This is a genomic window from Streptomyces sp. NPDC057950 (assembly GCF_042887295.1).
Classification (GTDB): domain Bacteria; phylum Actinomycetota; class Actinomycetes; order Streptomycetales; family Streptomycetaceae; genus Streptomyces; species Streptomyces kaempferi.
The window spans coordinates 101268-125813 of the sequence record NZ_JBHVPP010000006.1 but is presented as its reverse complement, the minus strand read 5'-3'; the positions used below and the strand labels follow the sequence as shown (position 1 = coordinate 125813).

Annotated in this window: 19 protein-coding genes; 10 read left to right on the top strand and 9 right to left on the bottom strand. The window is 71.9% G+C overall.

Features of this window, described 5'->3' with window-relative positions:
* Positions 1-73: 73 nt before the first annotated feature.
* Genes ACFVTC_RS12905 through ACFVTC_RS12895 form a run of 3 tightly spaced genes read right to left on the bottom strand, consistent with a single transcriptional unit; the run spans position 74 to position 5024 of the window.
* A complete protein-coding gene (locus tag ACFVTC_RS12905) occupies positions 74-3589 on the bottom strand; it encodes a 5-oxoprolinase/urea amidolyase family protein (protein WP_390126619.1) in 3516 nt (1171 codons plus the stop codon).
* Entirely contained in the window at positions 3586-4203 is a 618-nt protein-coding gene (locus tag ACFVTC_RS12900; protein ID WP_390126618.1) for an urea amidolyase associated protein UAAP2, read from the bottom strand. The genes ACFVTC_RS12905 and ACFVTC_RS12900 overlap by 4 nt, the downstream gene beginning before the upstream one ends.
* A complete protein-coding gene (locus tag ACFVTC_RS12895) occupies positions 4200-5024 on the bottom strand; it encodes an urea amidolyase associated protein UAAP1 (protein WP_390126617.1) in 825 nt (274 codons plus the stop codon). Before ACFVTC_RS12895 ends, ACFVTC_RS12900 begins: the two co-directional genes overlap by 4 nt.
* Positions 5025-5239: 215 nt before the next feature.
* Between ACFVTC_RS12895 and ACFVTC_RS12890 the strand changes: the two genes are divergently transcribed.
* The 6 genes from ACFVTC_RS12890 (at position 5240) to ACFVTC_RS12865 (ending at position 10809) form a co-directional block, all read left to right on the top strand.
* The gene (locus ACFVTC_RS12890; protein WP_390126616.1) at positions 5240-5866 is read left to right on the top strand and encodes a TetR/AcrR family transcriptional regulator; all 627 of its coding nucleotides are present in this window, start codon (positions 5240-5242) and stop codon (positions 5864-5866) included.
* A gap of 294 nt (positions 5867-6160) precedes the next feature.
* Positions 6161-7747 carry a sensor histidine kinase gene (locus ACFVTC_RS12885; RefSeq protein ID WP_390126615.1) on the top strand — a complete coding sequence of 529 codons (1587 nt, stop codon included), beginning with the start codon at positions 6161-6163 and terminating at the stop codon, positions 7745-7747.
* On the top strand, positions 7744-8151 hold the full coding sequence (locus ACFVTC_RS12880) for a roadblock/LC7 domain-containing protein (RefSeq protein WP_148007708.1): 408 nt from the start codon (positions 7744-7746) through the stop codon (positions 8149-8151). The genes ACFVTC_RS12885 and ACFVTC_RS12880 overlap by 4 nt, the downstream gene beginning before the upstream one ends.
* Positions 8148-8603, top strand: a complete 456-nt coding sequence (locus ACFVTC_RS12875) for a DUF742 domain-containing protein (protein ID WP_390126613.1) — start codon at positions 8148-8150, stop codon at positions 8601-8603. The genes ACFVTC_RS12880 and ACFVTC_RS12875 overlap by 4 nt, the downstream gene beginning before the upstream one ends.
* Entirely contained in the window at positions 8584-9204 is a 621-nt protein-coding gene (locus ACFVTC_RS12870) for an ATP/GTP-binding protein (protein ID WP_266697876.1), read from the top strand. The genes ACFVTC_RS12875 and ACFVTC_RS12870 overlap by 20 nt, the downstream gene beginning before the upstream one ends.
* A gap of 96 nt (positions 9205-9300) precedes the next feature.
* Positions 9301-10809, top strand: a complete 1509-nt coding sequence (locus tag ACFVTC_RS12865) for a cytochrome P450 (protein ID WP_390126612.1) — start codon at positions 9301-9303, stop codon at positions 10807-10809.
* Between the two features lie 26 nt (positions 10810-10835).
* On the opposite strand, the gene ACFVTC_RS12860 is transcribed toward ACFVTC_RS12865, so the two are convergent.
* The 4 genes from ACFVTC_RS12860 to ACFVTC_RS12845 all read right to left on the bottom strand — a co-directional run bounded on the left by ACFVTC_RS12860 (position 10836) and on the right by ACFVTC_RS12845 (position 16101).
* Positions 10836-11777: an RluA family pseudouridine synthase gene (locus ACFVTC_RS12860; protein WP_390126611.1), complete on the bottom strand. Its 942-nt coding sequence runs from the start codon at positions 11775-11777 to the stop codon at positions 10836-10838.
* Positions 11778-11846: 69 nt separating this feature from the next.
* A complete protein-coding gene (locus ACFVTC_RS12855; RefSeq protein WP_390126610.1) occupies positions 11847-13403 on the bottom strand; it encodes an amino acid permease in 1557 nt (518 codons plus the stop codon).
* A gap of 703 nt (positions 13404-14106) precedes the next feature.
* Complete coding sequence (locus ACFVTC_RS12850) at positions 14107-14955, bottom strand: siderophore-interacting protein (protein ID WP_390126609.1); 849 nt, start codon at positions 14953-14955, stop codon at positions 14107-14109.
* A gap of 216 nt (positions 14956-15171) precedes the next feature.
* A complete protein-coding gene (locus ACFVTC_RS12845; RefSeq protein ID WP_390126789.1) occupies positions 15172-16101 on the bottom strand; it encodes a 5'-3' exonuclease H3TH domain-containing protein in 930 nt (309 codons plus the stop codon).
* A 184-nt stretch (positions 16102-16285) separates the two neighbouring features.
* Here ACFVTC_RS12845 and ACFVTC_RS12840 point away from each other — a divergent pair, with 184 nt between their 5' ends.
* The 4 genes from ACFVTC_RS12840 (at position 16286) to ACFVTC_RS12825 (ending at position 22238) form a co-directional block, all read left to right on the top strand.
* Positions 16286-17365, top strand: coding sequence for a glycine betaine/L-proline ABC transporter ATP-binding protein (locus ACFVTC_RS12840; RefSeq protein ID WP_390126608.1), 1080 nt, complete (start codon positions 16286-16288; stop codon positions 17363-17365).
* Positions 17358-19970, top strand: a complete 2613-nt coding sequence (locus ACFVTC_RS12835) for an ABC transporter permease/substrate binding protein (protein WP_390126607.1) — start codon at positions 17358-17360, stop codon at positions 19968-19970. Before ACFVTC_RS12840 ends, ACFVTC_RS12835 begins: the two co-directional genes overlap by 8 nt.
* Before the next feature lie 795 nt (positions 19971-20765).
* Positions 20766-21347 (top strand): helix-turn-helix domain-containing protein, encoded by a 582-nt coding sequence (locus ACFVTC_RS12830; protein WP_390126606.1) that lies wholly within the window; start codon positions 20766-20768, stop codon positions 21345-21347.
* Between the two features lie 126 nt (positions 21348-21473).
* Positions 21474-22238: a helical backbone metal receptor gene (locus tag ACFVTC_RS12825; protein WP_390126604.1), complete on the top strand. Its 765-nt coding sequence runs from the start codon at positions 21474-21476 to the stop codon at positions 22236-22238.
* 150 nt (positions 22239-22388) lie between these two features.
* Here ACFVTC_RS12825 and ACFVTC_RS12820 read toward each other — a convergent pair whose 3' ends face one another.
* Together ACFVTC_RS12820 and ACFVTC_RS12815 are read right to left on the bottom strand one after the other, a co-directional pair.
* Positions 22389-23498 (bottom strand): PP2C family protein-serine/threonine phosphatase, encoded by a 1110-nt coding sequence (locus ACFVTC_RS12820; RefSeq protein WP_390126603.1) that lies wholly within the window; start codon positions 23496-23498, stop codon positions 22389-22391.
* A 156-nt stretch (positions 23499-23654) separates the two neighbouring features.
* On the bottom strand, positions 23655-24545 hold the full coding sequence (locus tag ACFVTC_RS12815; protein WP_390126602.1) for an NAD(P)H-binding protein: 891 nt from the start codon (positions 24543-24545) through the stop codon (positions 23655-23657).
* Position 24546 lies beyond the last annotated feature (1 nt).

Below are 24546 nucleotides of genomic sequence, written 5' to 3'. Positions count from 1 at the left end.
TCCGATGGGTGAGGGGTGACGGGTGGCGGGTGGCGGGTGCCCACCGGATCGCCCCCGGGCCTCACCCGTGCGGTCAGGTGGCGGGCGCCAGGACCACCAGTGGCGTGCCCGCTTCCACCTGGGCGCCCGGCCTGGCGAGGACCTGCCGCACGACTCCGTCCGCCGGGGCGGCCACCCTGGACTCCATCTTCATCGCCTCCAGCGCCAGCAGGGGCTGGCCGGCGGTGACACGGTCGCCCGGCTCGACGTTCACCTGCCACACGGACGCGGCGAACTCGGCCTCGACGAGCCGGCCGCCGGCCGGGACGGTCACCTCGACGGCTGCGGGCGCGGGCGCGGTTGCGGCGTCCGCGCGGGCGAACTCGCCCGCCGCCTCCCAGGCGTCCCGCTCCGCGCCGAACGCGACGCCCTGCCGCGCCCGGAACCGCGCGATCGACTCGGCGTGACCGTCGAGGAACTCCTGGTAGGCCGCGAGGGAGAACTCGCCCTCCTCCATCCGGGGCACGAACCGACCCGAGACGATGTCGGCGCGCAGACCGAGGAGTTCGTCGGGCTCCACGGCGTACCACTTGATGCGGTCGAAGAAGCGCAGCAGCCAGGGTGAGCCCGGCTCGAAGGCACCGCGCTGCTGCCACCCCGACCACACCTGGGTGGTCCGGCCCACGAACTGGTAGCCGCCGGGGCCCTCCATGCCGTAGACGCAGAGGTAGGCGCCGCCGATGCCGACGGAGTTCTCGGCGGTCCAGGTGCGGGCCGGGTTGTACTTGGTGGTGACCAGTCGGTGACGGGGGTCCAGCGGAGTCGCGACCGGCGCGCCCAGGTACACGTCGCCCAGGCCCAGTACGAGGTATTCGGCGTCGAAGACGGTGCGGTACACGTCGTCCACCGAGTCCAGGCCGTTCACCCGGCGGATGAACTCGATGTTCCACGGGCACCAGGGCGCGTCGTCGCGGACCCCCGCCATGTACCGGTCGATGGCCTCGCGGGTCGCCGGGTCGTCCCAGGACAGCGGGAGGTGCACGGTACGGGAGGGGACCACGAGCCGGTCGGTGGGCGGGAGCGCGCGGACCGTCTCCCGCACGGCGGCGAGCAGGGCGCGCTGCGGGAGTCTGCGTGGATCCGTCTGGATCTGAAGGGAGCGGATACCGGGGGTGAGGTCGGTGACGCCGTCGAGGTCCGCCGCGGCCACCGCCTCCATCAGCGCGTGGACCCGCATGCGCAGCGCCAGGTCCAGCTGCATGGGCCCGAACTCGACCAGCAGGTTGTCGTCGCCGCTGCGACGGAACGTCACGTCGCCGTCCCTGGCCAGGACCCCGCCGTCCACGACGGCGGCCCGCGCCGAGCCGTCGTCGGCGAGCGGCGCGAAGCGCACGGTGTCGCCGGGGCGGAGCTGGCCGAGCTTCCAGCGCTCCGCGCTGACGACCGTCGCGGGACAGACGAAGCCGCCGAGCGAGGGGCCGTCCGGGCCGAGCAGCACCGGCATGTCGCCGGTGTAGTCGACGGCACCCACCGAGTACGGCGTGTCGTGGATGTTGGAGGGGTGCAGGCCCGCCTCGCCGCCGTCGGTACGCGCCCAGCGGGGCTTGGGGCCGACCAGCCGTACGCCGGTGCGCGCCGAGTTGAAGTGGACCTTCCAGTCGGCCGCGTAGAAGGCGTGGACGTCGTCCTCGGTGAAGAACTCCGGTGCGGCGTGCGGGCCTTCGAGCGCGCCGACCCGCCAGGCGGACGTGAACACGGGCCGGGCGGCGGGCGGTACGGGTGCCGACGCGGCGGTGACCGATCCGCCGTGCAGCACGTCCCCCGTGCGCAGTGCCCGGCCGCCGTGCCCGCCGAACCTGCCCAGGGTGAAGGTGGCGGCGCTGCCGAGGAACGCGGGGACGTCCAGGCCCCCGCCGGCGAACAGGACGTAGGTGCGCAGGCCGTGTCCGCCGGGTGCGCCGACGTCCAGCACCCCTCCCGCGGGCACCGTCACCGGCTCCCACTGGGCGATCGCCGTGCCGTCCACGGTGACCGGCGCCGGGGCGCCGGTGACGCAGACCGTGACGGCGTGCGTGAAGCGCAGGGCCGGCCCCCGCAGGGTGCACTCCAGACCGGGCGCGCCCTCCTCGTTGCCGAGGGCGCGGTTGCCCAGCCGGAAGGACAGGTCGTCCATCGGTCCGCACGGCGGCACGCCCACCTGCCAGTAGCCGGTGCGGCCCGGCCAGTCCTGGACCGTGGTGAGCGTGCCGCCGGAGACCACTTCGACGCGGGCCGTGGGATCGGTGACCCCGGCCAGCGTCGCCGTCGAGTGCGCGGCCCGCCGGAAGGACGGGTCGGCGAGCGCGGCCCGCACCAGCCCCAGGTTCGTCTCGACGCCGTCGACCCGGGTCCTGGCCAGCGCCTCGTCCAGCCGCTCCAGGGCGTGCGCGCGGTCCGGGCCGTACGCGACGATCTTCGCGAGCATGGGGTCGTACGCGGTGGTCACCTCGGTGCCCGTCTCCACCCAGCCGTCCACCCGGACGCCGCCGGGGAATTCGACCCTTGTCAGCAGTCCCGCGCTCGGCCGGTGCTCGCGCGAGGGGTCCTCGGCGTACAGCCGGGCCTCCACGGCGTGACCGCGCGGCGCCCCCGGGTCCCGCACGACCTCCGACTCACCGCGCGCGAGCCGCAGCATCCAGGCGACGAGGTCGACCCCGTAGATCTCCTCGGTGACCGGATGCTCCACCTGGAGACGGGTGTTGACCTCCAGGAAGTACGCCTCCTCGCGCGCGGCGTCGTACACGAACTCGACCGTGCCGGCCGAGCGGTACCCGACACTCGCGCACAGGTCACGTGCGCGGGAGGCGAGACGGGCCCGCACGTGCGCCGGGAGCCCGGGGGCCGGGGCCTCCTCCACGACCTTCTGGTTGCGGCGCTGGAGGGAGCAGTCCCGGTCGCCGAAGGTGACGACGCGGCCCCGGCCGTCGCCGAAGACCTGCACCTCGACATGGCGGGCGTGCTCCACCAGGCGCTCCAGGAAGACCCCGGCGGAGGCGAAGGACGTGGCGGCGACGCGCTGCACGCGCTCCCACGCCTCGGCCAGTTCACCCGCGGAGCGGCAGGCGGCCATACCGATGCCGCCCCCGCCGCCGGTGGCCTTGAGCATCACGGGGTAGCCGATGCCCTCGGCCGCCTCCAGAGCCTCCGGGAGGCCGGGCAGCAGCTCCGTGCCCGGGGCCGGCGGCACACCGGCCGCGCGGGCCGCCGCCCGCGCGGTGTGCTTCGCCCCGAACAGCTCCAGCTGCCGGGGCGTCGGTCCCACGAAGACGATCCCGGCGTCCTCGCAGCGCCGTGCGAAGGCCGCGTCCTCGGAAAGGAAGCCGTAGCCGGGGTGGATCGCCCCGGCGCCGGTGTCCTTGGCCGCCTTCAGGACCAGGTCGGCGTCGAGGTACGAGTCCTTCGCGGGGGCCGGGCCCAGCCGGACGGCCTCGTCGGCGAGCCGGACGTGCGCTGCCGAGCGGTCGGGGTCGGAGTACACCGCGACCGTGCGGAGGCCGAGTTCGCGCGCGGTGCGCATGATCCGGACCGCGATCTCACCCCGGTTGGCGACCAGCAGCGTGTCGAAGCTCATTGCGCCGTCCCTACGCTCATCCGCACGGCGGTCGGTTCGAAGCCGTTGCAGGGGTTGTTGATCTGGGGGCAGTTGGAGACCAGGACGAGGACATCGCGTGCGGCGCGCAGGGTCAGGGCGAGGCCCGGGGATGAGAGGCCGTCGACGATGCCGAGCGTGCCGTCCTTCTCGACCGGCACGTTCATGTACCAGTTGATGTTCGAGACGAGGTCGCGCTTGTCGAGGCCGTGCCGGGCGCCCCGCGCGAGGAAGTTGTCCACGCAGGCGTGCTGCGACCAGGTGTGGTGGCCGTACCGCAGTGTGTTCGACTCCTTCGAGCACGCGCCGCCGACCGTGTCGTGCCGGCCGACGTCGTCGGACACCACGGTCATCAGGGGCGTGTGCTCGTTGGACATCAGCACGCTGCCGGCCGTCAGGAAGATGTTGCCCCGCGCCTGGATCGTGTCGGGCGCGCTGTAGCGGACGGACGGGTCGTGGGCGTCGTACGCGAGGAAGTCGACGGCCTGGTTGCCGTGGAGGTCGGTGATGGTGAGTGTGCCGCCCGCGCGGATGACGGACGACCAGGCGGCGCGTGCGGGAACCACCGTCGTGGCGGCGCTCGTGCCCGTGGTCATGCGAGCCCCCTCGCGGCCAGGAACTCGACGGTGTTCAGGAAGGCGCGGCGGCCCTCGGGCGTCGCCTCCCACAACGGGTCGCCCGGCTTCGTCGCCACCGACCGCCAGGCGAGCACCTCGAGGGCGGTGCTGGTGTAGGCGGGGCGCGGGTCGACCGGGTGCGGCACGTTCACGAGCAGGACGGTGACGTCCTGCTCGGCGCGCAACGTCACACTGCCGCCAGGACCCGCCGAACCGGTGAAGTCCAGGGAGCCGTCGTCGCCTATCACCACGCCCTGGAAGAAGGAGAGCGAGGGCGGCAGATCACGTGGTCCGAGGCCGTTCTTGGCGGCGGCCAGCTTGAACAGCTCGCGTCCCGCGGGGGAGGCGGACTGCGGCGCGCCGTCCCCGTAGCGCTGTGTGTTGCGTACGAGCGTGGAGGTGCCGCACAGCGCGTCGTGCCGCCCGGAGGTGTCGGCGGTGAGCGAGGCGAGCACGCGGCCCTGGTCGGAGAGGAGCAACCGCCCCTCGCCCAGGTACGCGTTCCACTGGACCTTGACCGTGTCGGCCACGTTCAGGCGTTCCCAGGGGCGGTCGGCGGCGTACAGGAGGAGGTGGGCGCAGGCGTCGCCGCTCAGGTCGGTCAGCCTGAGTTCCGTGCCGCGGGCCAGCACCCGGTGCGTGTAGTTGCCGCCCGCCACGGTCTCCGCCCACACCAGGTGGCCCGCCTCGCAGGGGGGCGCGGGCCAGGAGCTCGCCGGAACGACGGGCATGGCCTCGGCGCGGGTGCCCTCCTGGGCGTGGGCGTGATCGCGTGCTCCGTGCGTGGTCGCTGTAGCCATCGCGGTTCCTCCGGCTCCGGGTGATTTCTGTCGCCCGACAGAAATTAGGAGCGCCGGGGTTCGACGCCGTGTCCCGCGCGTTGCCGTCCGGTTACCGATCCCTCACCCGTGCCCGCGGCGCGGCAGAGGCCGGTGCCGACGCGGCTGGTCACGCTGCTTCGAGGACTCCTCCGGGGCGCGATCGGCCACCTGCGTCGTGTGCGAGGATCGAACGCATGGGAGCCGGTGGCGGACGACGGGTGGGCCGGCCGCGTGCGACGCGGCGGCCGGACAGCGGCCTGTCGCCGCGCGAGGAACTGCTCGACGCGGCGGCCGAGTTGTTCACGACACGCGGGTACGCGGCGACGACCACCCGGGCCGTCGCCGAGCGGGCGGGGATGCGCCAGGCGTCCATGTACCACTACGTCTCCGGCAAGGAGGAGCTGCTCGCCGAGCTCCTGGAGTCCACGGTCACACCCTCGCTGGCCTTCGCCCGGCAGCTCCTGGCGGACGACGCGGCCGCGCCCGAGGGCCGGTTGTGGGAGCTCTGCCGGACCGACGTGGAACTGCTCTGCGCCGGCCCGCACAACCTCGGCGGGCTGTACCTGCTGCCCGAGGTACGCGCCGAGCGCTTCGCGGGCTTCCATGCCGTGCGGGCGGAACTCAAGGACACCTACCGGCAGTTGCTGGCAGCGACGGCCGCGGGCGGGGCTCTCGCCAAGAGTGAGCTCGATCTGCGGACGGATCTCTTGTTCGGCCTCATCGAAGGGGTGATCCTCGTGCACCGCTCCGAGCCGGACCGGCCCGTGTCCGCGTTCGCCGAGGCCACCGCCGACGCGGCGCTGCGGATCGCCGGAATCTGACGAACCGCCCGGTGGGGGAGGGGTTTCCGGCTGCCCGTGCCCTGTTGCTCAGAGTGTTCGAGTGAAGCCTGAGCGTACAAAAAAGCTGAGGGTACTCCTGTCGCGCGGGCGATTTCAGGCGCTTGCCGAATATGACACGGCGATGATCCGGTCGGACTAAGCTCGCCCGCAGCGCACCGAGTTGAGATGTAATCGTGCGCTTGTTCCCAAAAGTTCCGAAGATTCAGTTTGACCACGCAGTTTCCCCCACGAACTCCCCCCGACCCCCCCGCCGATCTGTCTCAGAGGGCATACATGGTGAGTGTTCAATCGCCTCCCGGTGGCCGTGAACTTCCCTACGCGCGCGTCCTGTTGCCGCCGGCCATACTGATGGCAGCGGTGACCGGGACCGCCGTCGCCGTGGTGGCGAGCCCGGCCAGGACCGCCGTCGGCTGGTGCGGCGCCATCGCGACGCTGCTGGTCGTCGCCGTCGCGGCGGAAGCCGTGCGCCGCGGCCGCCACGCCCGTGACCTGCGCGCCGAACTCGCCCGCAGCACCGCGTACTTCGAACAGCGCATCGCCGCCCACGACCAGGAGTTCGTGCGCCTGCGCACAGAGGTCCTGCCGATCGCGCTCCGCCGTATGCGGGGCGGCGTCAACCCCGAGAACGTGGCCCGCACCTTCGGCCAAGGCGCGGGCGACCCGTGCGAACTCACCGCCGTGCAGCGGGATCTGCTCGGCGCCGTACTCAAGGTCGTGGACGACGAGGACCTGCTGCGCGACTCCTCCCAGCGCTCCTTCGTCAACATCGCCCGGCGCGTCCAGGCGATCGTCCACCAGCAGAACAAGGAACTCCGCGAGATGGAGGAGGACCACGGGCGCAACCCCGAGGTCTTCGACGACCTGCTGCGCATCGACCACGGCACCGCGCTGATCGGCCGCCTCGCCGACTCCATCGCCGTGCTCGGCGGCGGCCGTCCGGGGCGCAACTGGCCCGAGCCCGTCCCGCTGTTCAGCGTGATGCGCGGCGCCATGTCCCGGATCCTGGAGTACCGCCGCATCGAGCTGCACTCGATCGCCGACGTCAACGTCAACGGCATCCACGTCGAACCGGTCATCCACGCCGTCGCCGAACTGCTCGACAACGCGACCCGCTACTCGCCGCCGACCACCAAGGTGCACCTCACCGCCCTCGTCGTGCAGACCGGCGTCGCCATCGAGATCGAGGACTCCGGCGTCAGCTTCAGCGACGAGGCCCGCGGAAAGATCGAGGAACTGCTCCGGCAGGCCGCGGCCGGCGTCGACCTCAACATCCTCGGCGAGGCCCCCCGGCTCGGCATGGCAGTCGTCGGGCGGCTCTCGAAGATGTACGACATGAAGATCTCGCTCCGCCAGTCCGCGTACGGCGGCGTCCGCGCCGTCATCGTCGTGCCGAGCAACATGCTCACCAAGGACCCCGCCCCCGGTCTCGCGCACGGCATCGGCGTGAACGCGGTGCCGACGATGGACACCGACGGAGTCGAGGGCCCCAAGCGCAAGCCGAAGAAGCGACGTCCGACCACCGGACCCCGTATCCCGTCGCCGCACGACGGCTCCCAGGACGACGACGCCCCGCTGGTCACCGAGTGGACGGCGGGCGGTCTGCCGCAGCGGCGCAGCAGGGTCAAGGTCCCGCTCAGCCAGCGGATCGCGGAGGCACGGGCCGCCGAGCTGGCCGCCGAGGCCGCGGCCGCCGCGGCGCCCTGGGAGGCCGCGCCCGCCCCCAAGGAGGATGAGCCCCCGCCGGGCCTGTGGGTCGAGGCGTTCATGGAGGGCCTCAAGGGCGACCCGGACCCGACCGCATTCACCCGTAGCCATCAGCCGGCCCCTGCCGAGGCCGACGACGAGGGGGACCTCAAGTGATCCAGCAGCGAGGCAACTTCGACTGGATGCTCAAAGATCTCGCCGACGGCGTCCCGGGCATCCAGCAGATCGTGGTGCTCTCCGCCGACGGGCTGCGCATCGCCCGCTACGGCGGCGACCCCGACGCCGCCGACCGCGTCGCCGCCGCCTGCGCGGGACTCCAGAGCCTGGCCGGAGCCGTCGCGGGCGAGATCCCCCGCAGCGACGGCACGATGCGGATGGTCATCATCGAGATCAACGGCGGCTACTTCTACCTCATGTCCGCCGGGGCCAACGCCTATCTCGCGGTGCTCGCCAACCAGACCGCGGAGCCCGGCCTGATGAGCAACCGCATGCGCGACCTCGTCGCACGGATCGGCGCGCATCTCACCAGCCCGCCGCGCCGCAACGGGCAGACCGTATGACTCCTCCGCAACGCCGCCGGCGCCACCCCACCGCGGAGCCCCGGGAAGTCCCCCAGGGAGGCCCGCCGCACGAGGGGGCTTCCCCGGAGGGGACCCTCCAGGAGGGCCAGGAACAGGACCCCAAGATCCCTGGGCGCCTGTATGTGCTCACCGGCGGGGGCGAGGGCGGCGACCGGGCCGACCTCGACCTGGTCACCCTGATCGTGGCGCGCGCCGACCCTCCGACGCCCACCACGCAGCCCGAGCAGTCGGTGCTGCTGCGGCTGTGCAAGGCCCCTCTGTCCGTGGCCGAGCTCTCGGCCTATCTCAATCTGCCGTTCAGCGTGGTGACCGTCCTGCTCACCGAGCTGCTGACGGCCGAACTGGTACAGGCGCGCGCCCCGATCGTCCGCTCGGCGCTCCCCGACCGTTCCCTCCTCGAAGCGGTGATGCATGGACTTCAAAAGCTCTGACACGATCACCGGCCCGCGCGCCGAGGACCACCTGCCGCACACGGCGACCGCCGCGGTGAAGATCGTGATCGTGGGCGGTTTCGGGGTCGGCAAGACGACCATGGTGGGTGCCGTCAGCGAGATCAAGCCGCTGACCACCGAGGAGACCATGACGCAGGCCGGCATCGGCATCGACGACAACTACGGCTCCGAGACCAAGACGGCCACCACCGTGGCCATGGACTTCGGCCGGATCAGCATCACCGAACAACTGGTGCTGTACCTCTTCGGCACCCCCGGCCAGGAGCGCTTCTGGTTCCTGTGGAACGGCCTCTTCGAGGGCGCGCTCGGCGCGGTCGTGCTGATCGACACCCGCCGTCTGGAAGTCAGCTTCGACGTGATCGGCCGCCTGGAGGAACGCGGCGTGCCGTTCGTCGTCGCCATAAACGACTTCCCGGACGCGCCCAGCTATCCGATCGAGGACCTGCGCACCGCGCTCGACCTCGCCGAGGAGATCCCGATCGTGAAGTGCGACGCGCGCCGCCGGGCCTCCAGCCGTGACGTCCTGATGACGCTGATGCGCTTCCTGCACTCGCTGGCGATGTCCTCCTCGCGGGCCTGACGCCCGCCGGTGGCCGCGAGCCGCCACCCGCCCCATTGCCACCCCCCACTGCCACCCCCAAGAAACCGGACCCACTTCAGCTTCGGAGCGATCATCGTGACGCCTGAACCCCACTCACCGGCCGGTACGGACGACCTCGCCCTCGACCCGCCGCCGGGCTGCCCCGCCCACGGCCGAGGTCCCGGCGGGCTCCACCGGCTCTACGGCCCCGAGGCGGAGGACCTGGGAGCCCTGTACGAGGAGCTCCGCGACGAGCACGGCGCGGTCGCCCCCGTGCTGCTCCACCACGACGTGCCGATCTGGGTGGTGCTCGGCCACGCGGAGAACCTGCACATGGTGAGCACGCCCACCCACTTCTCCCGGGACAGCCGGCTGTGGACCGCCGTCAAGGACGGCACGGCCGGCCCCGAACACCCGCTCGCGCCGCACATCGCGTGGCAGCCCATCTGCTCCCACGCCGAGGGCGACGAGCACCTGCGGCTGCGCGGCGCGGTCATGGGTGCCATGTCGACCATCAACCACCGCACCATCCGCCGGCACATCAACCGGGCGACCCAGATCCTGGTCAACCGCTTCTGCGAGAAGGGCCGGGCGGATCTGGTCGGACAGTTCGCCGAGCACCTCCCGATGGCCGTGCTCTGCCAGATCCTCGGTATGCCCGGCGAGTACGACGACCGTCTCGTGCAGGCCACCCGCGACCTGCTCAAGGGCACCGAGACCGCGATCGCCAGCAACGAGTACGTCATGAACATCCTGATCCGGCACACCGCCCGCCGCCGTGACCAGCCGGGGGACGACTTCACCGGCCATCTCATCAACCACCCGGCCGGACTCACCGACGACGAGGTCGCCCAGCACCTGCGCCTGGTGCTGCTGGCCGCCTACGAGGCCACGGCCAACCTGCTCGCCAACGTGTTGCGCGTGGTGCTCATCGACCCGCGTTTCCGCGCCCGGTTGAACGGCGGACAGATGACGGTCCCCGAGGCGGTCGAGCAGTCGCTGTGGGACGAGCCGCCGTTCAGCGCCGTCCTCGGGTACTTCGCCAAGCAGGACACCGAGCTGGGCGGCCGGACCATCCGCCGGGGCGACGGCCTGATCCTCGGCATCGCGCCGGGCAACATCGACCCGAGGGTGCGGCCCGACCTCAAGGCCGACATGATGGGCAACCGGTCGCACCTGGCCTTCGGCGGCGGACCCCACGAGTGTCCGGGGCAGGACATCGGCCGTGCCATCGCCGACGTCGGGGTCGAGGCGCTGCTGATTCGACTGCCCGACGTCGAACTCGAGGGTGACGAGGACGAGTTGCGCTGGCGCTCGTCGATGTCGTCGCGGCACCTGGTGGAGCTCCCGGTCTACTTCGAGCCGCAGCCGCCGGAGGAGGTCGAGGACGTGCCGACCGCTTGGCCGGTCCCACCGCAGCGGCAGCCCTGGCAGATCGGCACCGACCGGTCGGTGGCGTCCGCGCCGCGGCGCGAGCCGTCCCTGCCGATGTCGACGCCCGCGCCGATGGTGACGCCACCAGCGCCGGCACAGGCCCCCGTACCCGTGCCCGTCCGCCCCGCCGGGGCCTGGCAGCGCTTCCTGGCCTGGTGGCGCGGTTACTGAACGGCGCGGGCGGGCCGGGGCTCCGGCTACCGCGCCCAGTCGTCGTGCGCGGACCAGGCATGGAGCTCCCGCCCGCTGACGAACCGGTGTGCCCGCCCCGTGACCGGATCGGTGAACTCCAGCTTTCGCGCCAGCAGTTGGAGCGGACGCCGGAAGTCACCGGCGGGCACGGGGCCGGTCACCACCGGATAGAGCGGGTCTCCGAGGATGGGGACGCCCAGCGTGTTCATGTGCACCCGTAGCTGATGGGTCTGCCCGGTGCGCGGCACCAGCCGGTAGCGGCCCAACCCGTCACGCCTGTCGCGGAGTTCGACCCGGCTCACGGCGTTCGGTTCGCCCGCCACCTCCCGCGCGGCCATCACCCCGCGCTCCTTCACGATCCGGCTGCGGACCGTGCGCGGCAGCGTGAGCCCCGCGTCGTACGGGGCCACCGCCTCGTACTCCTTGGTGACGAGCCGGTCCCGGAACAACGACTGGTAGGCGCCACGCTCCTCGGGCCGCACGGTGAACAGCACGAGCCCGGCGGTGAGCCGGTCGAGGCGGTGCGCGGCGCCCAGTGCCGGGATGTCCAGCTCGCGCCGCAGCCGCGCGAGCACGGTCTCCGCGACATGGCTGCCGCGCGGTGTGGTGGCGAGGAAGTGGGGTTTGTCGGCCACCACGACATGGGCGTCGCGGTACACGACGTCGACGGCGAACGGCACCCGCTCCTCGTCGGGCAGCTCCCGGTGGAACCACACGAACATCCCCGGCTCGTACGCCGTGCCGGGTTCCACCGGCCGTCCGTCCGCGCGCACCATCAGTCCGTCGGCGAGCATCGTGTCGATCACCCCGGCCCCCGCCGCGAGCCGCTGCGTCAGGTACTCCCGCACCGTGGCCCACTCCCCGGCCTGCGGCAGTCTGACGCGCACGGGGTCGACGCCGTCGCGCTGCGGCAGGGGGGAGGGCGGGATCCTGGGCTTGCGTCTCACCCGCTCAAGCCTACGGGGGCGCGCCCCTCCCGGATGCGCGAGGCGGCTGCCGGGTCGGTCGCTCCGGGCTCAGGTGTACGAGGCCGGGGCCGCCCCCGGAGCCTGCCCCTCCGCCACCGTCGTCCGGGCCCGGTACGCCCGGTAGGCCGCACCCGCGAGCAGCGTCGACCCCAGGAACAGCACGGTGAACCACTGGAAGTACCAGTGCCCGCCCGCCGGGTCGTACACCGCGGCGCGCGGCCAGGCGAGGTCGACGCTCATGACCAGACCGTAGAGGAGGGCGATCGCGTTGACGGGGACGCCCCAGCGGCCCAGCGAGAAGAGCGGGGCGCCCGTCTCGTCGGTCCCGCCGGCGGTGAACTCGCCGCGCAGCCGGCGCACCAGCATCGGTCCGGTCACCATCGCGTACGCCAGGTACAGCATCACGATGCAGGTGGTGCCGATCGCGAGAAAGGCCTCCGGGGAGGCGAAGTCGAGCAGCAGCAGGGCGGCGGCGAGGACACCGACGGTGAGCGCGGGCACGCTCGGCATGCCGGTGCGCGGGTCGACCCTCGCGAGCCGGTGGGAGAAGGGGAGCCGGCCGTCCCTGGCCATCGAGAAGAGCATGCGGCAGGCGGCCGTCTGGATCGCCAGTGTCGCCACCGCGACGGCCACCACCACGTCGGCGAGCAGCGCCCGGCCCACCCCGTCCCCGAGGCTGCTGGTCAGCACGTAGCTCAGGCCGTCCACGCCCAGGTGACCGTCGGTGAGGCTGGGTGCGGCCAGCAGTCCGCCCAGCACGATCAGTCCGCCGAGCAGACCGGCCGCGCCGAGCGCGGTGAGGATCGTGCGGGGCGCGGTGCGCCGCGGGTGGTGCGTCTCCTCGCTCATCTCGCCCGCGCTGTCGAAGCCGATCATCACGTAGGCGGCTGTGAAGGAGCCCACCATCAGCGCCCCGAACAGGCCCGATCCGCCTCCACCGGTGTGGAAGGTGATGCCGGGGGAGCGCTCGGAGTGGGTGAACAGCAGGACGATGATCAGAACGGCGCCGATGATCTCGGCGGTGACGCCGACGCGGTTGATCACCGACATCACCCGGTTGTCCACGACGTTCACCAGCGTGGTCAGGACCAGCAGGACGACACCGAGGACCGCCGCGTTCGCCGCGCCGTCGGGGCTGGTGGGCGCCGGATCGTCGCCCACCAGCTGGAAGCCGGACCAGATCGCGGGCAGCACCATCTGCAGGGCGAGGGCGGCCGCCGCGACCACCACGATCTGTCCGATCACCATGATCCAGCCGGCGAACCAGCCGAAGGAGGGGTTCGACAGTCGTGAGGACCACTGGTAGATCGCGCCCGAGAGCGGGTACCGCGCGGCCAGTTCGGCGAAGCAGGCGGCTACCGTCAGCTGGCCCACCAGGACGGCCGGCCAGGTCCAGAAGAAGACCGGGCCGCCGAACGCGTACCCGAAGGCGAAGAACTGGAAGACGGTCGTCAGCACCGAGATGAAGGAGAAACCGGCGGCGAACGAGGCGTAGCGGCCGAGGCTGCGCCGCAGTTCCTGGCGGTAGCCGAACGGGGTGAGCGAGCCGTCGTCGGGGGACCGGGGCGGATCGGGGCGTACGTCGGAGGGGGCGGTGGTGGTCACGGTGGCACCTGCCTTCGGCGCGGAATTCTGTCGGGTGACAGAAATTAGGGAGGCCCTGTTTCGCTCGCGTGTCGCGACCGTGTCCGCGTCGAGCCGAAGTGCTCACGCCCCTGTCCCGGGTCCGGGACGCGCACAGCCGATGGGGGGCGGGACCGCCGGTCTCGCCGGTGACGGGGATCCGTTCACCCGCTCACCACGCGCTGTCCGGAGGGGACCGGCGCTCTCCCCGTGCGGGTCGCGGGCGGCGGTACGGGCCGTGTGCGCGGTGCCGGACGCGCACAGGCCCCGGGCACCCTCAAGGGGCCGCCCCGGCCTGGCGTGTGACGTGACGTCAACTCGCGCCGCTCGTGCGGCGGTCCGTGTCCCAGCCGATCACGCTGATTCGGCCACCGTTCCGACTGCGCCTGCCCGGCGGCCTCTTCGGGAGGGCGGCACCCTCCGACCGGCCCGGCCGGACGTGAGGAACGTGGCACCGTCCGCAGGGCCCGGCCGGACGCGGCGCGTCGCCGGTTTCGACCCGCTCGGCCGGGCGGGCGCGGCGAGGGCGAGCGCGGCGAGGGCGTGCGGCGATGTCCGGGCACCCCGACCGGGTTGCCGTGCACGGCCGTTCGGGCGGGCGCCCGCGCGGGCCGTCGCGGCGGTGCGGCCGCCGATCCGTATGTTCAGGTCGACCGGCGCTCCGAGGAACCCGGCCCGGGGAGGTTCAGGAGGCGGCCGCCGAGGGTGCCTCCTGCTCCGCCTCCACCTGCGCGTTCCATTCCCGCTTGGCCGCCTGCCAGCCGTCCTCGTTGTGCCCCAGCCGCCAGTAGCCGGAGATCGACAGATCCTCGCGCGGGATCTCCCGCTCCACCCGCAGCAGCCGGCGCAGCTCCTTCACGAAGGCCGCCTCGCCGTGCACGAACGCCTGCATCCGGCCCGCCGGGAAGTCGAGCGCGCGCACGGCCTCCACCAGGGCCTCGCCGACGGGCCGGTCCCCGCGGTGCAGCCACACCACGTCCACGTCGGAGTCGATCTTCTGCTCCTCGTCGCGGCCCGAGACCTCCAGGAAGGCGTGGGCCACGGCCCCGGCCGGCAGCGACTCCAGGGCGGCGGCGATCGCGGGCAGCGCGCTCTCGTCACCGGCGAGCAGATGCCAGTCGGCGCTCGCGTCGGGCGCGTACGCACCGCCGGGGCCCATGAACCGTACGGTCTCGCCCGGTTGGACGCGGGCCGCCCACGGGCCGGCCAGGCCCTCGGCGCCGTGGACCACGAAGTCGAGTGTCAGCTCGCGCAGTTCGGGATCCCAGGCCCGCACGGTGTACGTCCGGGTCACGGGCCACTGCTCGCGCGGGAACTCCTCGCGGATCCGCTCCAGGTCGAACGGCTCGGGATAGGTGACGCCCTCCGCGGCGAAGAGCAACTTCACGTAATGGTCGGTACAGGTGCCCGCGGTGAACTCGGCGAGGCCCTCGCCGCCCAGGACGACGCGCTGCATATGGGGAGTGAGCCGTTCGGTCCGCACGACGCGCGCGGAGTGGGGCTTCCTGGGCCTGCGTGCCGGACGCTCTGCCATGACGGCCTCCTCGTTCAAAGACTTAGGCTCCCCTAAGTTAGCATCTCCGTCCCGGTCGACACCCTTCGCGAGGACGGACTTCGTGCTCCTGCCACCGGTATTCGAGTACCCCCGTGGTGAGGCTCGAGCCTCCCTCCAAACAGTGACGATGCCCTCACCCGGAGATCCCGTTCCCGTCGGCGAGAACGATGCTTCTCAGGCGGAGGACGACGCTTCTCAGGTGCCGAGCGTGGTGAGCAGGCGCTGCAGCGAGCCGCCCAGGCCCCAGCGGGCCGCGAGCGCGTCCAGGGCGGCCGGGTCGCGCGGGGTGTGCGGCAGCGCCGTGTCGACGTCGGGCAGCGGGACGTCACCGGCGACCCGTACGACCTCGGGAGCCAGGGCGACATAGGGCCGGGACTCGTCGAGCCGCCTGCGCTGAGAGGGCGTCAGCGCGGACTTCGGGTCGTCCACGGCGGTCATGATGCCCGCCAGGTCGCCGAAGGCGTCGAGCAGCTTGGCCGCCGTCTTCTCGCCGATCCCGGGCACCCCCGGAAGGCCGTCGCTCGGGTCGCCGCGCAGCAGCGCCAGGTCCGCGTATCCCGAGCCGTCGACCCCGTACTTCTCGCGCAGCCACGTCTCGTCGGTGAGCTGGAGGGTGCCGACGCCCTTGAGGGGATACAGGACGCGTACCCCCCGCTCGTCGTCGACGAGTTGGTAGAGGTCGCGGTCGCCGGTGACGATGTCGACCGGGCCGGCGGCCCGCCCGGTGAAGGTGCCGATCACGTCGTCCGCCTCGTACCCCTCCACTCCCACGCGTGCGATGCCCAGCGCGTCCAGGACGTCCTCGATGACGGGCACCTGCGGGGAGAGCGTGTCCGGCACCTCCTCCTCGTCCGGGCCGGTCTCGGTCTCCACGGCCACCCGGTGCGCCTTGTACGAGGGGATCAGGTCGACCCGCCACTGCGGGCGCCAGTCCGCGTCCATGCAGGCCACCAGGTCGTCCGGGTGGTGGTCCTTGACCAGGCGGTCGATGAAGTCGAGCAGCCCGCGCACGGCGTTCACGGGCGTGCCGTCCGGGGCCCTCACCGAGTCGGGGACCCCGAAGTAGGCCCGGAAGTAGAGGGAGGCGGTGTCGAGCAGCATCAGGCGTCTGGTCACGCCTCGCATCATGCCGTACGCCACTGACAGTGACCTGGACCACTCTCGTGTTTGCTCCGTGTAAGCGAGGGCAGGCGCGGCATCGGGAAGCGCCCGGTTGCTCATTCAACCGATCACGGCCATCACGGCGATCGCACCGATCCGACCCGTCGCACCGATCAGACCGATCGAGGCGTCCGAACGAGAGGCACACGTGTCATCCAGGCTTGAGGCCGAGCACCTGTACAAGGTGTTCGGGAGACGACCGGAAGAGGCGGTGGAGCGACTCCGCCGGGGAACCGACCGGGAGGAGCTGCGCGCCGACGGCACCACCGCCGCGGTGATCGACGCGTCCTTCACGGTCGACCCGGGCCAGATCTTCGTCGTCATGGGCCTGTCCGGATCGGGAAAGTCCACGCTGTTGCGCATGCTCAACGGGCTTCTGGAACCGACCGCGGGACAGGTGCGCTTCGACGGTGAGGACCTCACCGCGCTCAGCGCCCGCGACCTGCGCGAGGTCCGCTCGAAGAAGATCAGCATGGTCTTCCAGCACTTCGCGCTCTTCCCGCACCGCAGTGTTCTGGAGAACGCTGCGTACGGCCTGGAGGTCCAGGGCGTACCGGCCGCCGAGCGCAGGAAGCGCGCCACCGAGGCCCTGGAGCTGGCCGGGCTCGCGGGCTGGGAGAAGTCCTGGCCCGACGAGCTGTCCGGCGGGATGCAGCAGCGCGTCGGCCTCGCCCGCGCGCTCGCCACGGACGCCGATCTGCTGCTGATGGACGAGTCGTTCAGCGCGCTCGACCCGCTGATCCGCCGTGACATGCAGGACCAGCTCATCGAGCTCCAGAAGAAGCTCAAGAAGACCATCGTGTTCATCACCCACGACCTCAACGAGGCCATGCGGCTCGGCGACCGGATCGCCGTCATGCGCGACGGCCGCATCGTCCAGATCGGCAGCGCCGAGGACATCCTCGTGCGCCCCGCCGACGACTACGTCGCCTCCTTCACCCAGGACGTCGACCGCTCGCGGGTGCTGACGGCGGGCGCCGTCATGGACACCGACGTACGCGGCGACGAGGCCGACTGCGACTGCGAGACAGCGCTGCCCGACACCTCGTTCGTGGATCTGTGCGCGATCAGCACGCGCCTCACGCACCCGGTCGCCGTCCTCGACGCCCAGGGCGAACTGGTCGGCGTCGTGCCGCGCCGCCGGCTCGTCGCCTTCCTCGGCGACGAACAGGACGAACCCGGCCGCTGTCCGCAGCCGCGGACCGAGGTGGTGACGGCCGATGCCTAGGATTCCCTTCGGTGACTGGGTCAACGACGTCGTCGACTGGCTGCTGAACCACATGGCGTGGCTCTTCGACTTCCTCAAGACCGTCTTCTCGGGCACCTACGACGGCATCAACGCCGTCCTCCAGGCCCCGCAGCCACTCCTGCTCGCGGGCATCTTCGCGGTGATCGCGTTCTGGCTGCGCGGCACCTCCGCGGGTGTCCTCACCTTCGTGGGATTCGCCTTCATCGACTCCCTCGAACTGTGGGAGGACGCGATGGTGACCCTCTCGCTCGTCCTCGTGGCGACACTGATCGCGCTCGTCGTCTCCGTCCCCGTGGGCATCTGGGCCGCGCGCTCCGACCGGGTCAGCGGCATCGTCCGCCCGGTCCTCGACTTCATGCAGACCCTGCCCGCGATGATCTACCTCATCCCGGCGATCCTGTTCTTCGGCACCGGCGCCCCCGCCGGCATCGTGGCCACCCTGATCTTCGCGCTGGCGCCCGGCGTCCGAATGACCGAACTGGGCATCCGGCAGGTCGACAAGGAACTCGTCGAAGCCGCCGACGCGTTCGGCACCACCCCCCGCGACACCCTGCTGCGCATCCAGCTGCCGCTGGCCCTGCCCACCGTCATGGCGGGCGTCAACCAGGTCATCATGCTGGGTCTGTCCATGGCCGCCATCGCGGGCATGGTCGGCACCGGCGGCCTCGGCGGCGACGTGAACGAGGCCATCGGCCAGCTGAACGTAGGGCTCGGCTCCGAGGCGGGCGTCGCCATCGTCATCCTGGCGATCTACCTCGACCGGATGACCGGCGCCCTCGGCACCCAGGTATCCCCGCTCGGCCGCCGCGCGGCCGCCAAGCTGCGCGCCGCGCAGGGCCTGCGGATCTGGTCCTACCGGCCCCGTCCCGCCGTCGCGGTGGTGGGAGTCGTCGTCCTCGCGCTGGTCGCGGGTGGCATGGGCGTCTTCGGCGGTACGAACTCGACGTCCACCGCGGCCGACGGCGAGAACGTCGGCCAGGGCAAGAAGATCAGCATCGGCTACATCCCGTGGGACGAGGGCGTCGCCTCCACCTTCCTGTGGAAGGAGATCCTGGAGGAGCGCGGCTACCAGGTCGACGTCAAGCAGTTCGACGCCGGCCCGCTGTACACCTCGCTCGCCCAGGGCGACATCGACTTCGAGACCGACTCCTGGCTGCCGACCACGCACGCGCAGTACTGGAAGAAGTACGGCAAGCAGCTCGACGACCTGGGCTCCTGGTACGGCCCGACGTCCCTTGAGCTGTCGGTGCCCGCCTACATGAAGGGCATCGACTCCCTGGCGGACCTCAAGGGCAAGGCCGGCACCTTCGGCGGCAGGATCACCGGAATCGAGTCCAGCGCCGGGATGATGGGCCTGCTCAAGAGCAAGGTGCTCAAGGCGTACGGGCTCGACAAGGAGTACAAGGTCGTCGACAGCTCCACGCCGGCGATGCTGGCCGAGCTGAAGCGCTCGTACGCGGCGAAGAAGCCGATCGTCGCCACGCTCTGGTCGCCGCACTGGGCCTACAGCGACTACAAGCTGAAGAAGCTCAAGGACCCGAAGGGCGCCTGGGGCAGTGGCGACGGCGTGCACACGCTGTCCCGCAAGGGCTTCGCGCAGGACAACCCGGTCGTCGGCAAGTGGCTGAAGAACTTCAAGATGACCGAGAAGCAGCTGACCGACCTCGAGGCCGAGATCAACAAGGTCGGCAAGGGCAAGCAGCAGGACGCCGTGCGCGCCTGGCTGAAGAAGAACCCCGGCGTCGTCGACAAGCTGGCCCCGGCAGGGAAGGCGTCCGCCGCCCCGGCCGAGGCGAAGCGCCCGGTGGACGTCGCCTGGTTCCCCTGGGACGAGGACGTCGCCGTCACCTACCTCTGGAAGAACGTGCTGGCACGGCGCGGCTACCAGCTGAACCTCAAGCAGATGGACGTCGGCCCCGTCTACACGGGACTGGCCTCCGGAGACCTCGACCTCAACTTCGACGCCTGGCTGCCCTACGCCCAGTCGAACTACTGGGACCAGCACAAGAACGACCTGAAGGACCTGGGCACCTGGTACGCGCCGACCTCACTGGAGATCGCCGTGCCCTCCTACGTGAAGGGCGTCAAGTCCCTCGCGGACCTGAAGGGCAGGGCCGGCACCTTCGACGGGAAGATCATCGGCATCGAGCCCGGCACCGGTGAGATGAACCTGCTCAAGAAGAAGGTGCTCCCGGGCTACGGCCTGGACAAGGAGTACAAGGTCGTCGACGGCTCCACGCCCGCCATGCTGGCCGAGCTGAAGCGCGCGTACGCCAAGAAGCAGCCCGTCGCCGTCGTCCTGTGGTCCCCGCACTGGGCCTACAGCGAGTACAAGCTCACCAAGCTCGCGGACGACGAGAAGACCTTCGGTGAGGGCAACACGATCCGGACCATCTCCAGCGAGAAGTTCCCGGAGCAGTACCCGCAACTCGCCCGGTGGATCAAGAACTTCAAGATGAGCGAGGGTGAACTCGGCTCCCTGGAGAGCGAGATCAAGCAGCGCGGCCAGGGACACGAGGAGGACGCCGTCGCGGCCTGGCTGAAGGGACACCCGGACGTGGCGGACCGGATGGCGCCGCAGTAGCCCGACCGGACCCGGCCCACCCCTCGCTCCGTCCGTCGCCTGCCGCACGGCCCTCGGTGACGGTCGATTGCGCGCCGCGGCCGCCGGCCCGTGGGTCGGCGCGGCCGCACTTGCCGCGCCCCGCCGCCGGTGGACGGGCAGGACGGGTATGTCGACGCGTACGCACCGGATCCGGACAACCACGACGCCGTCCGCGGCCGGCCCGGCCCCGGAACCCCGGCCGGCCCGGAGGCGGCGTACGGCCGTGACGCGTCCCGCAGCCCCTCGCGCCGCGCGGAGGGCGCACCTCACCTCACCGCACCTCACCGTCCCGCGCGACGGCACGGCCGAGCTGACCGGCCACGACCGTGCACGGTGCGACACCGGGCGCCAACTCCGCGTAGCGCGCGCTGACTTCACATCCCGGTGCGGTCCGCCGCCGGCGGCCGGACCGTGGCCCGGAGTCCTGGGGGCGCGCGGTGGCGGAGACGACCGGCACCGTCCTCGGAACACCGCTGCGGGCAGCCGACCTTGACATAGGGTCAGCAGTGTGACCCGGGGCAACTCGGGCAGGACGTCCGGCCCTCCTGGTCAGCCCTTTCGTCCGGAGGGCGGCCACGGTGCCGGGAGAGACGGGGCAACTCGGCTGTTGGCGCGAATTGTGGCCCTCGCCCTCCCCTGGCATGACAGCGATATGACGGCCGCATGAAACGGTTTGCCGAACATGCGTAGGGTGCAAACAACTCTTCAGGGGCAAGGGGCCCGAGGCGTGGACCGAAGCAGTGGACCGACGACGCGTGGGAGGGAGCCGGAGCGATGGGCGACCACAAAGAACAACCCCTTCGGGTGGGCGCGGCCGTCCGGCGGCGGCGCCGGGCGCTGGAGCTCACCCTCGCCGTCGTGGCCGCGCGCAGCGGCCTGTCGGTCCCGTTCCTCAGCCAGGTGGAGAACGAGCGGGCCAGGCCGAGCCGTAGCTCCCTGGAGAGGGTCGCCGACGCACTGGGCACCACGGCCGTCGAGTTGCTCGCCGCGGCCGACCCGGCGTGCAGCGTCGACGTCGTGCGCGCCGACGACGGTGCCGACTGCGCTTCCGAAGCCCGCACGCGCCCCCTGGTGCGCGGTCACCACCAGTTGCACGCCACGGAGTTCGTCGGTGACCACGAGGAGGGTCGCGAACTCCAGCACCGCAACGACAAGTTGATGTACGTCGCCGACGGCGCCGTCGAGGTCGAGGCCGAGGGCCGCGCGCACCGTCTGGGGCGCGGCGACACGCTGTACCTCACGGGCGGAGTCCGCCATCGGTGGCGGGCCACCGTGCCGGACACCCGGGTGATCGTGGTCGAGGTCGCCGACCACATCGAGGCGGTGGAGGAGCGCCACGGCTTCGGCAGACGCTGACCCTTCCGCACGGATCCGGGCCGGGTGGCACTGCGATACTGATGCCATGTCCGGGACCTCCCGTCGCGTCCTCGAGATCGCCGCGGTCACCTCGCCCCCGTTGATCACGACAGCGGGGACGCGCCCATGACCGGGAGGACGAGCACCGGCGTACCACGGGTCGTGTCGCTCGTGCCCTCGCTCACCGAGGCCGTCGCGGTCACCGTCCCCGGCGCCCTGGCCGGTGCGACGGACTGGTGCAGCCATCCGCCGGACCTCGACGTCGTCCGGGTCGGGGGCACCAAGAACCCCCGGGTCGAGCGGATCGTAGGGATCGGCCCCGACCTGGTGGTGGCCAACGAGGAGGAGAACCGCGGCCCCGATCTGGACGCCCTGCGCGCGGCGGGGATCGAGGTGCTGGTCACGGAGGTCAGGGACGTGCCGGCGGCCCTCCGGGAACTCGACCGGGTGCTGACGGCGTGCGGGGCGCGGACCCGGCCCCGCTGGCTCGACGAGGCGGAGTCGGCATGGGCCGGACTGCCCGACCCGGAGCACCCAACGGCCGCGATCGTGCCGATCTGGCGGCGCCCCTGGATGGTCCTCGGCCGCGACACCTTCGCCGGGGACGTCCTGGCGCGCCTGGGCGTCGACAACGTGTACGCGGGGCACGAGGACCGCTATCCCCGTATCCCTCTCGCCGAGCTCCGCGCGGCTGCCCCGGAGCTGGTGGTGCTGCCCGACGAGCCGTACCGCTTCACCGCCGACGACGGACCCGAAGCCTTCGGCGACGTGCCCTGCGCACTCGTCGACGGACGACACCTGACCTGGTACGGACCGTCGCTGGCGCGGGCGCCGGGGGTGCTCGGCGGGGCGCTGCGAGCAGGGCCCGCACAAGCCCGACGCCGACCCTGAGGCGCGCTGATGCCGGAACCTCGGCTCGGGAAACTCAGGTGACGCGACATGGCGCCCCCGCGGAGTCGGCGCGCCGGTGGACGCCGAGGCGGGGGCGGGACGGCCACCTTCGGCCCAGGTGGGCGGGCGGGCGAACGCGGCGGCCCGGGTTCACAGCCGCACGATGACCAGGGCGGTGTCGTCGGTGGCGTCCCCGGGTGGGATCAGGTCGGTGAGCACGGCGTCGGCGAGGGTTTCGGGGTCGTCCGCCCGGTGGCGGGCCAGGGATCCGGCGAGCCGCGCGAGACCCCTGTCGATGTCCTCGCCCCGCCGTTCGATCAGACCGTCGGTGTACAGCACGAGGACGGCGCCCTCGCGGAAGGCCGTGACGGCCTGGGTCCGGGGGCCGTGTTCAGGACGGGCGGCCAGGGGCGGGTCGGTGGCCTGGTCCAGGAACTCGACGGTCCCGTCCGTGCGCAGGAGCGCTGGTGGGGGATGGCCGGCGCTGCTGTAGGTGATGGAGTGGTTGTCCCAGTCGACGAATGCGGTGGCCACGGTGGTGTTCTCGGCGCCGTCGACGGTGCGGGCGTACAGCCCGAGGACTTCCAGGGCGCGGGCGGGGCCTTCGGGGACGAGGGAGGCCGCGGTGAGGGCGCTGCGCAGTTGTCCCATGACACCGGCCGCGTACAGACCGTGACCGACGACGTCGCCGACGGCCACGGCGATGCGGTCGCCGGGCAGGTCGACCAGGTCGTACCAGTCACCGGCCACATTCAGCGCTTCGGCGGCGGGCCGGTAGCGAACGGCCGCCGGGTGCCTGCCGACCGGGGGAGGAGCGGGCAGCATGGCTTCTTGCAGGGTCAGAGCGACTTCACGGGCGCGGATGAGCTCGGTGACGTCCTCCAGCCGCTGCAGCAGCAGCGTCATGCGCCCATCGGGTCCGAACACGGGAACGTTGGTCACGTTGAAATACCGCTCGTGCCACACCCCGGGCTGCTCGTCGTCCTCCATGTCGTAGCGCTGCAGTGCCACGACGCTGCGCTCGCCCGTGTCCACGGCCCGCCGCAGCGAGGCCAGAACCTTGAGCAGGAGAGGCTCGGCGGCGTCGTTGTCGGGCGGCTCCTCGGGAAGGAAGCGACCGACCACTTGCTCGCGCGGGAGGCCCCGCAGGCGCAGGAACTCCGCGTTGGCGTCCGCGCAGATCAGCTGCGGCGTCACCAGCGCCACCGCTCCGGGAAGCGCCTGGAACACCGCCGCGTAGTCGACCGCCGGTTCTGCCATGATTTTCCTGCTCACCGAGGCGCTGTCTGCCTCTTCACGATACGAGCAGGGAGTCACAGCCCGCACCATGAGGTCGCGGCGGTCCCTCGCTGACGCCGACAGATCAGAGGCGACCCGCGGACTAGTGTCGTCTTCCCGGATCGCGTCCGCCTGAGCTCAGGGGGTGCCACCCGCGGTGTTCGGCGACGGCCACCGGACCGCGTCGGAGACCGGGGTCGCCGGTGAGCCGGTGAGCCGGGGGACGACGTCGGTGACCGAGGAGATCTCGCCCTTCTCGATCGCTTGGTACCAGGAGATCCAGGTCTCGATCTGTTCCCCGCTCATGCCCTGCCGCCAGCGCCGCGAGAAGGCGTCCTCAAGGGTCTCCGGTTCGAAACGGTAGGGCCGGCCGGTGGCCGTGGCGATCCGGGTGACCGCTTCGTGGAGGGTCAGTGCCTCGGGCCCGGTGATCTCCAGGATCGCGCCGTCGTACTCGGAACGGGGACCCTCGTCGAGGGTGACGGCGGTGATCACGTCGGCGATGTCCTCGTGGGTGGTGAAGGCGGCCCGGCCGGTGGGCGCGGGGCCGCTGACGACGAATTCCTTGTCGGCGAGGGAGGCCGGTGTCGACGTGTAGAAGCCCGCCCGGAGCACCGTGTGGCGGATCCCGGCTCCGGCCAGGAACCGTTCGGTCAGCCACTGGTCGCGGGCGTTCAGATAGGTGGCGGTGGGCGAGGCGCCGACGAGGGACACGTACAGGACCCGGTCGACGCCGACCGCGATGGCGGCCTCGACCGCGGTGGCGTGTTCCTCCAGCCGGCGTCCCGTGCGGTGTCCGGAGACCAGGATGAGGGTCGAGGCGCCCTCCAGCGCCTCGCGCATCGCCGAGGCGTCGCCGTAGGCGGCGGGACCGCGTCGCCGTGCGCCGGGCAGTTCGGGCATCCGGTCGGGGCTGCGTCCGACGAGGAGTTGGGGGACGCCACGGCCGGCGAGGCGGACCGCGATCCGGCTGCCCAGTGCCCCGGTCACTCCGGTGACGGCCACCGTGGCGTAGCGCGTGTCAGACATG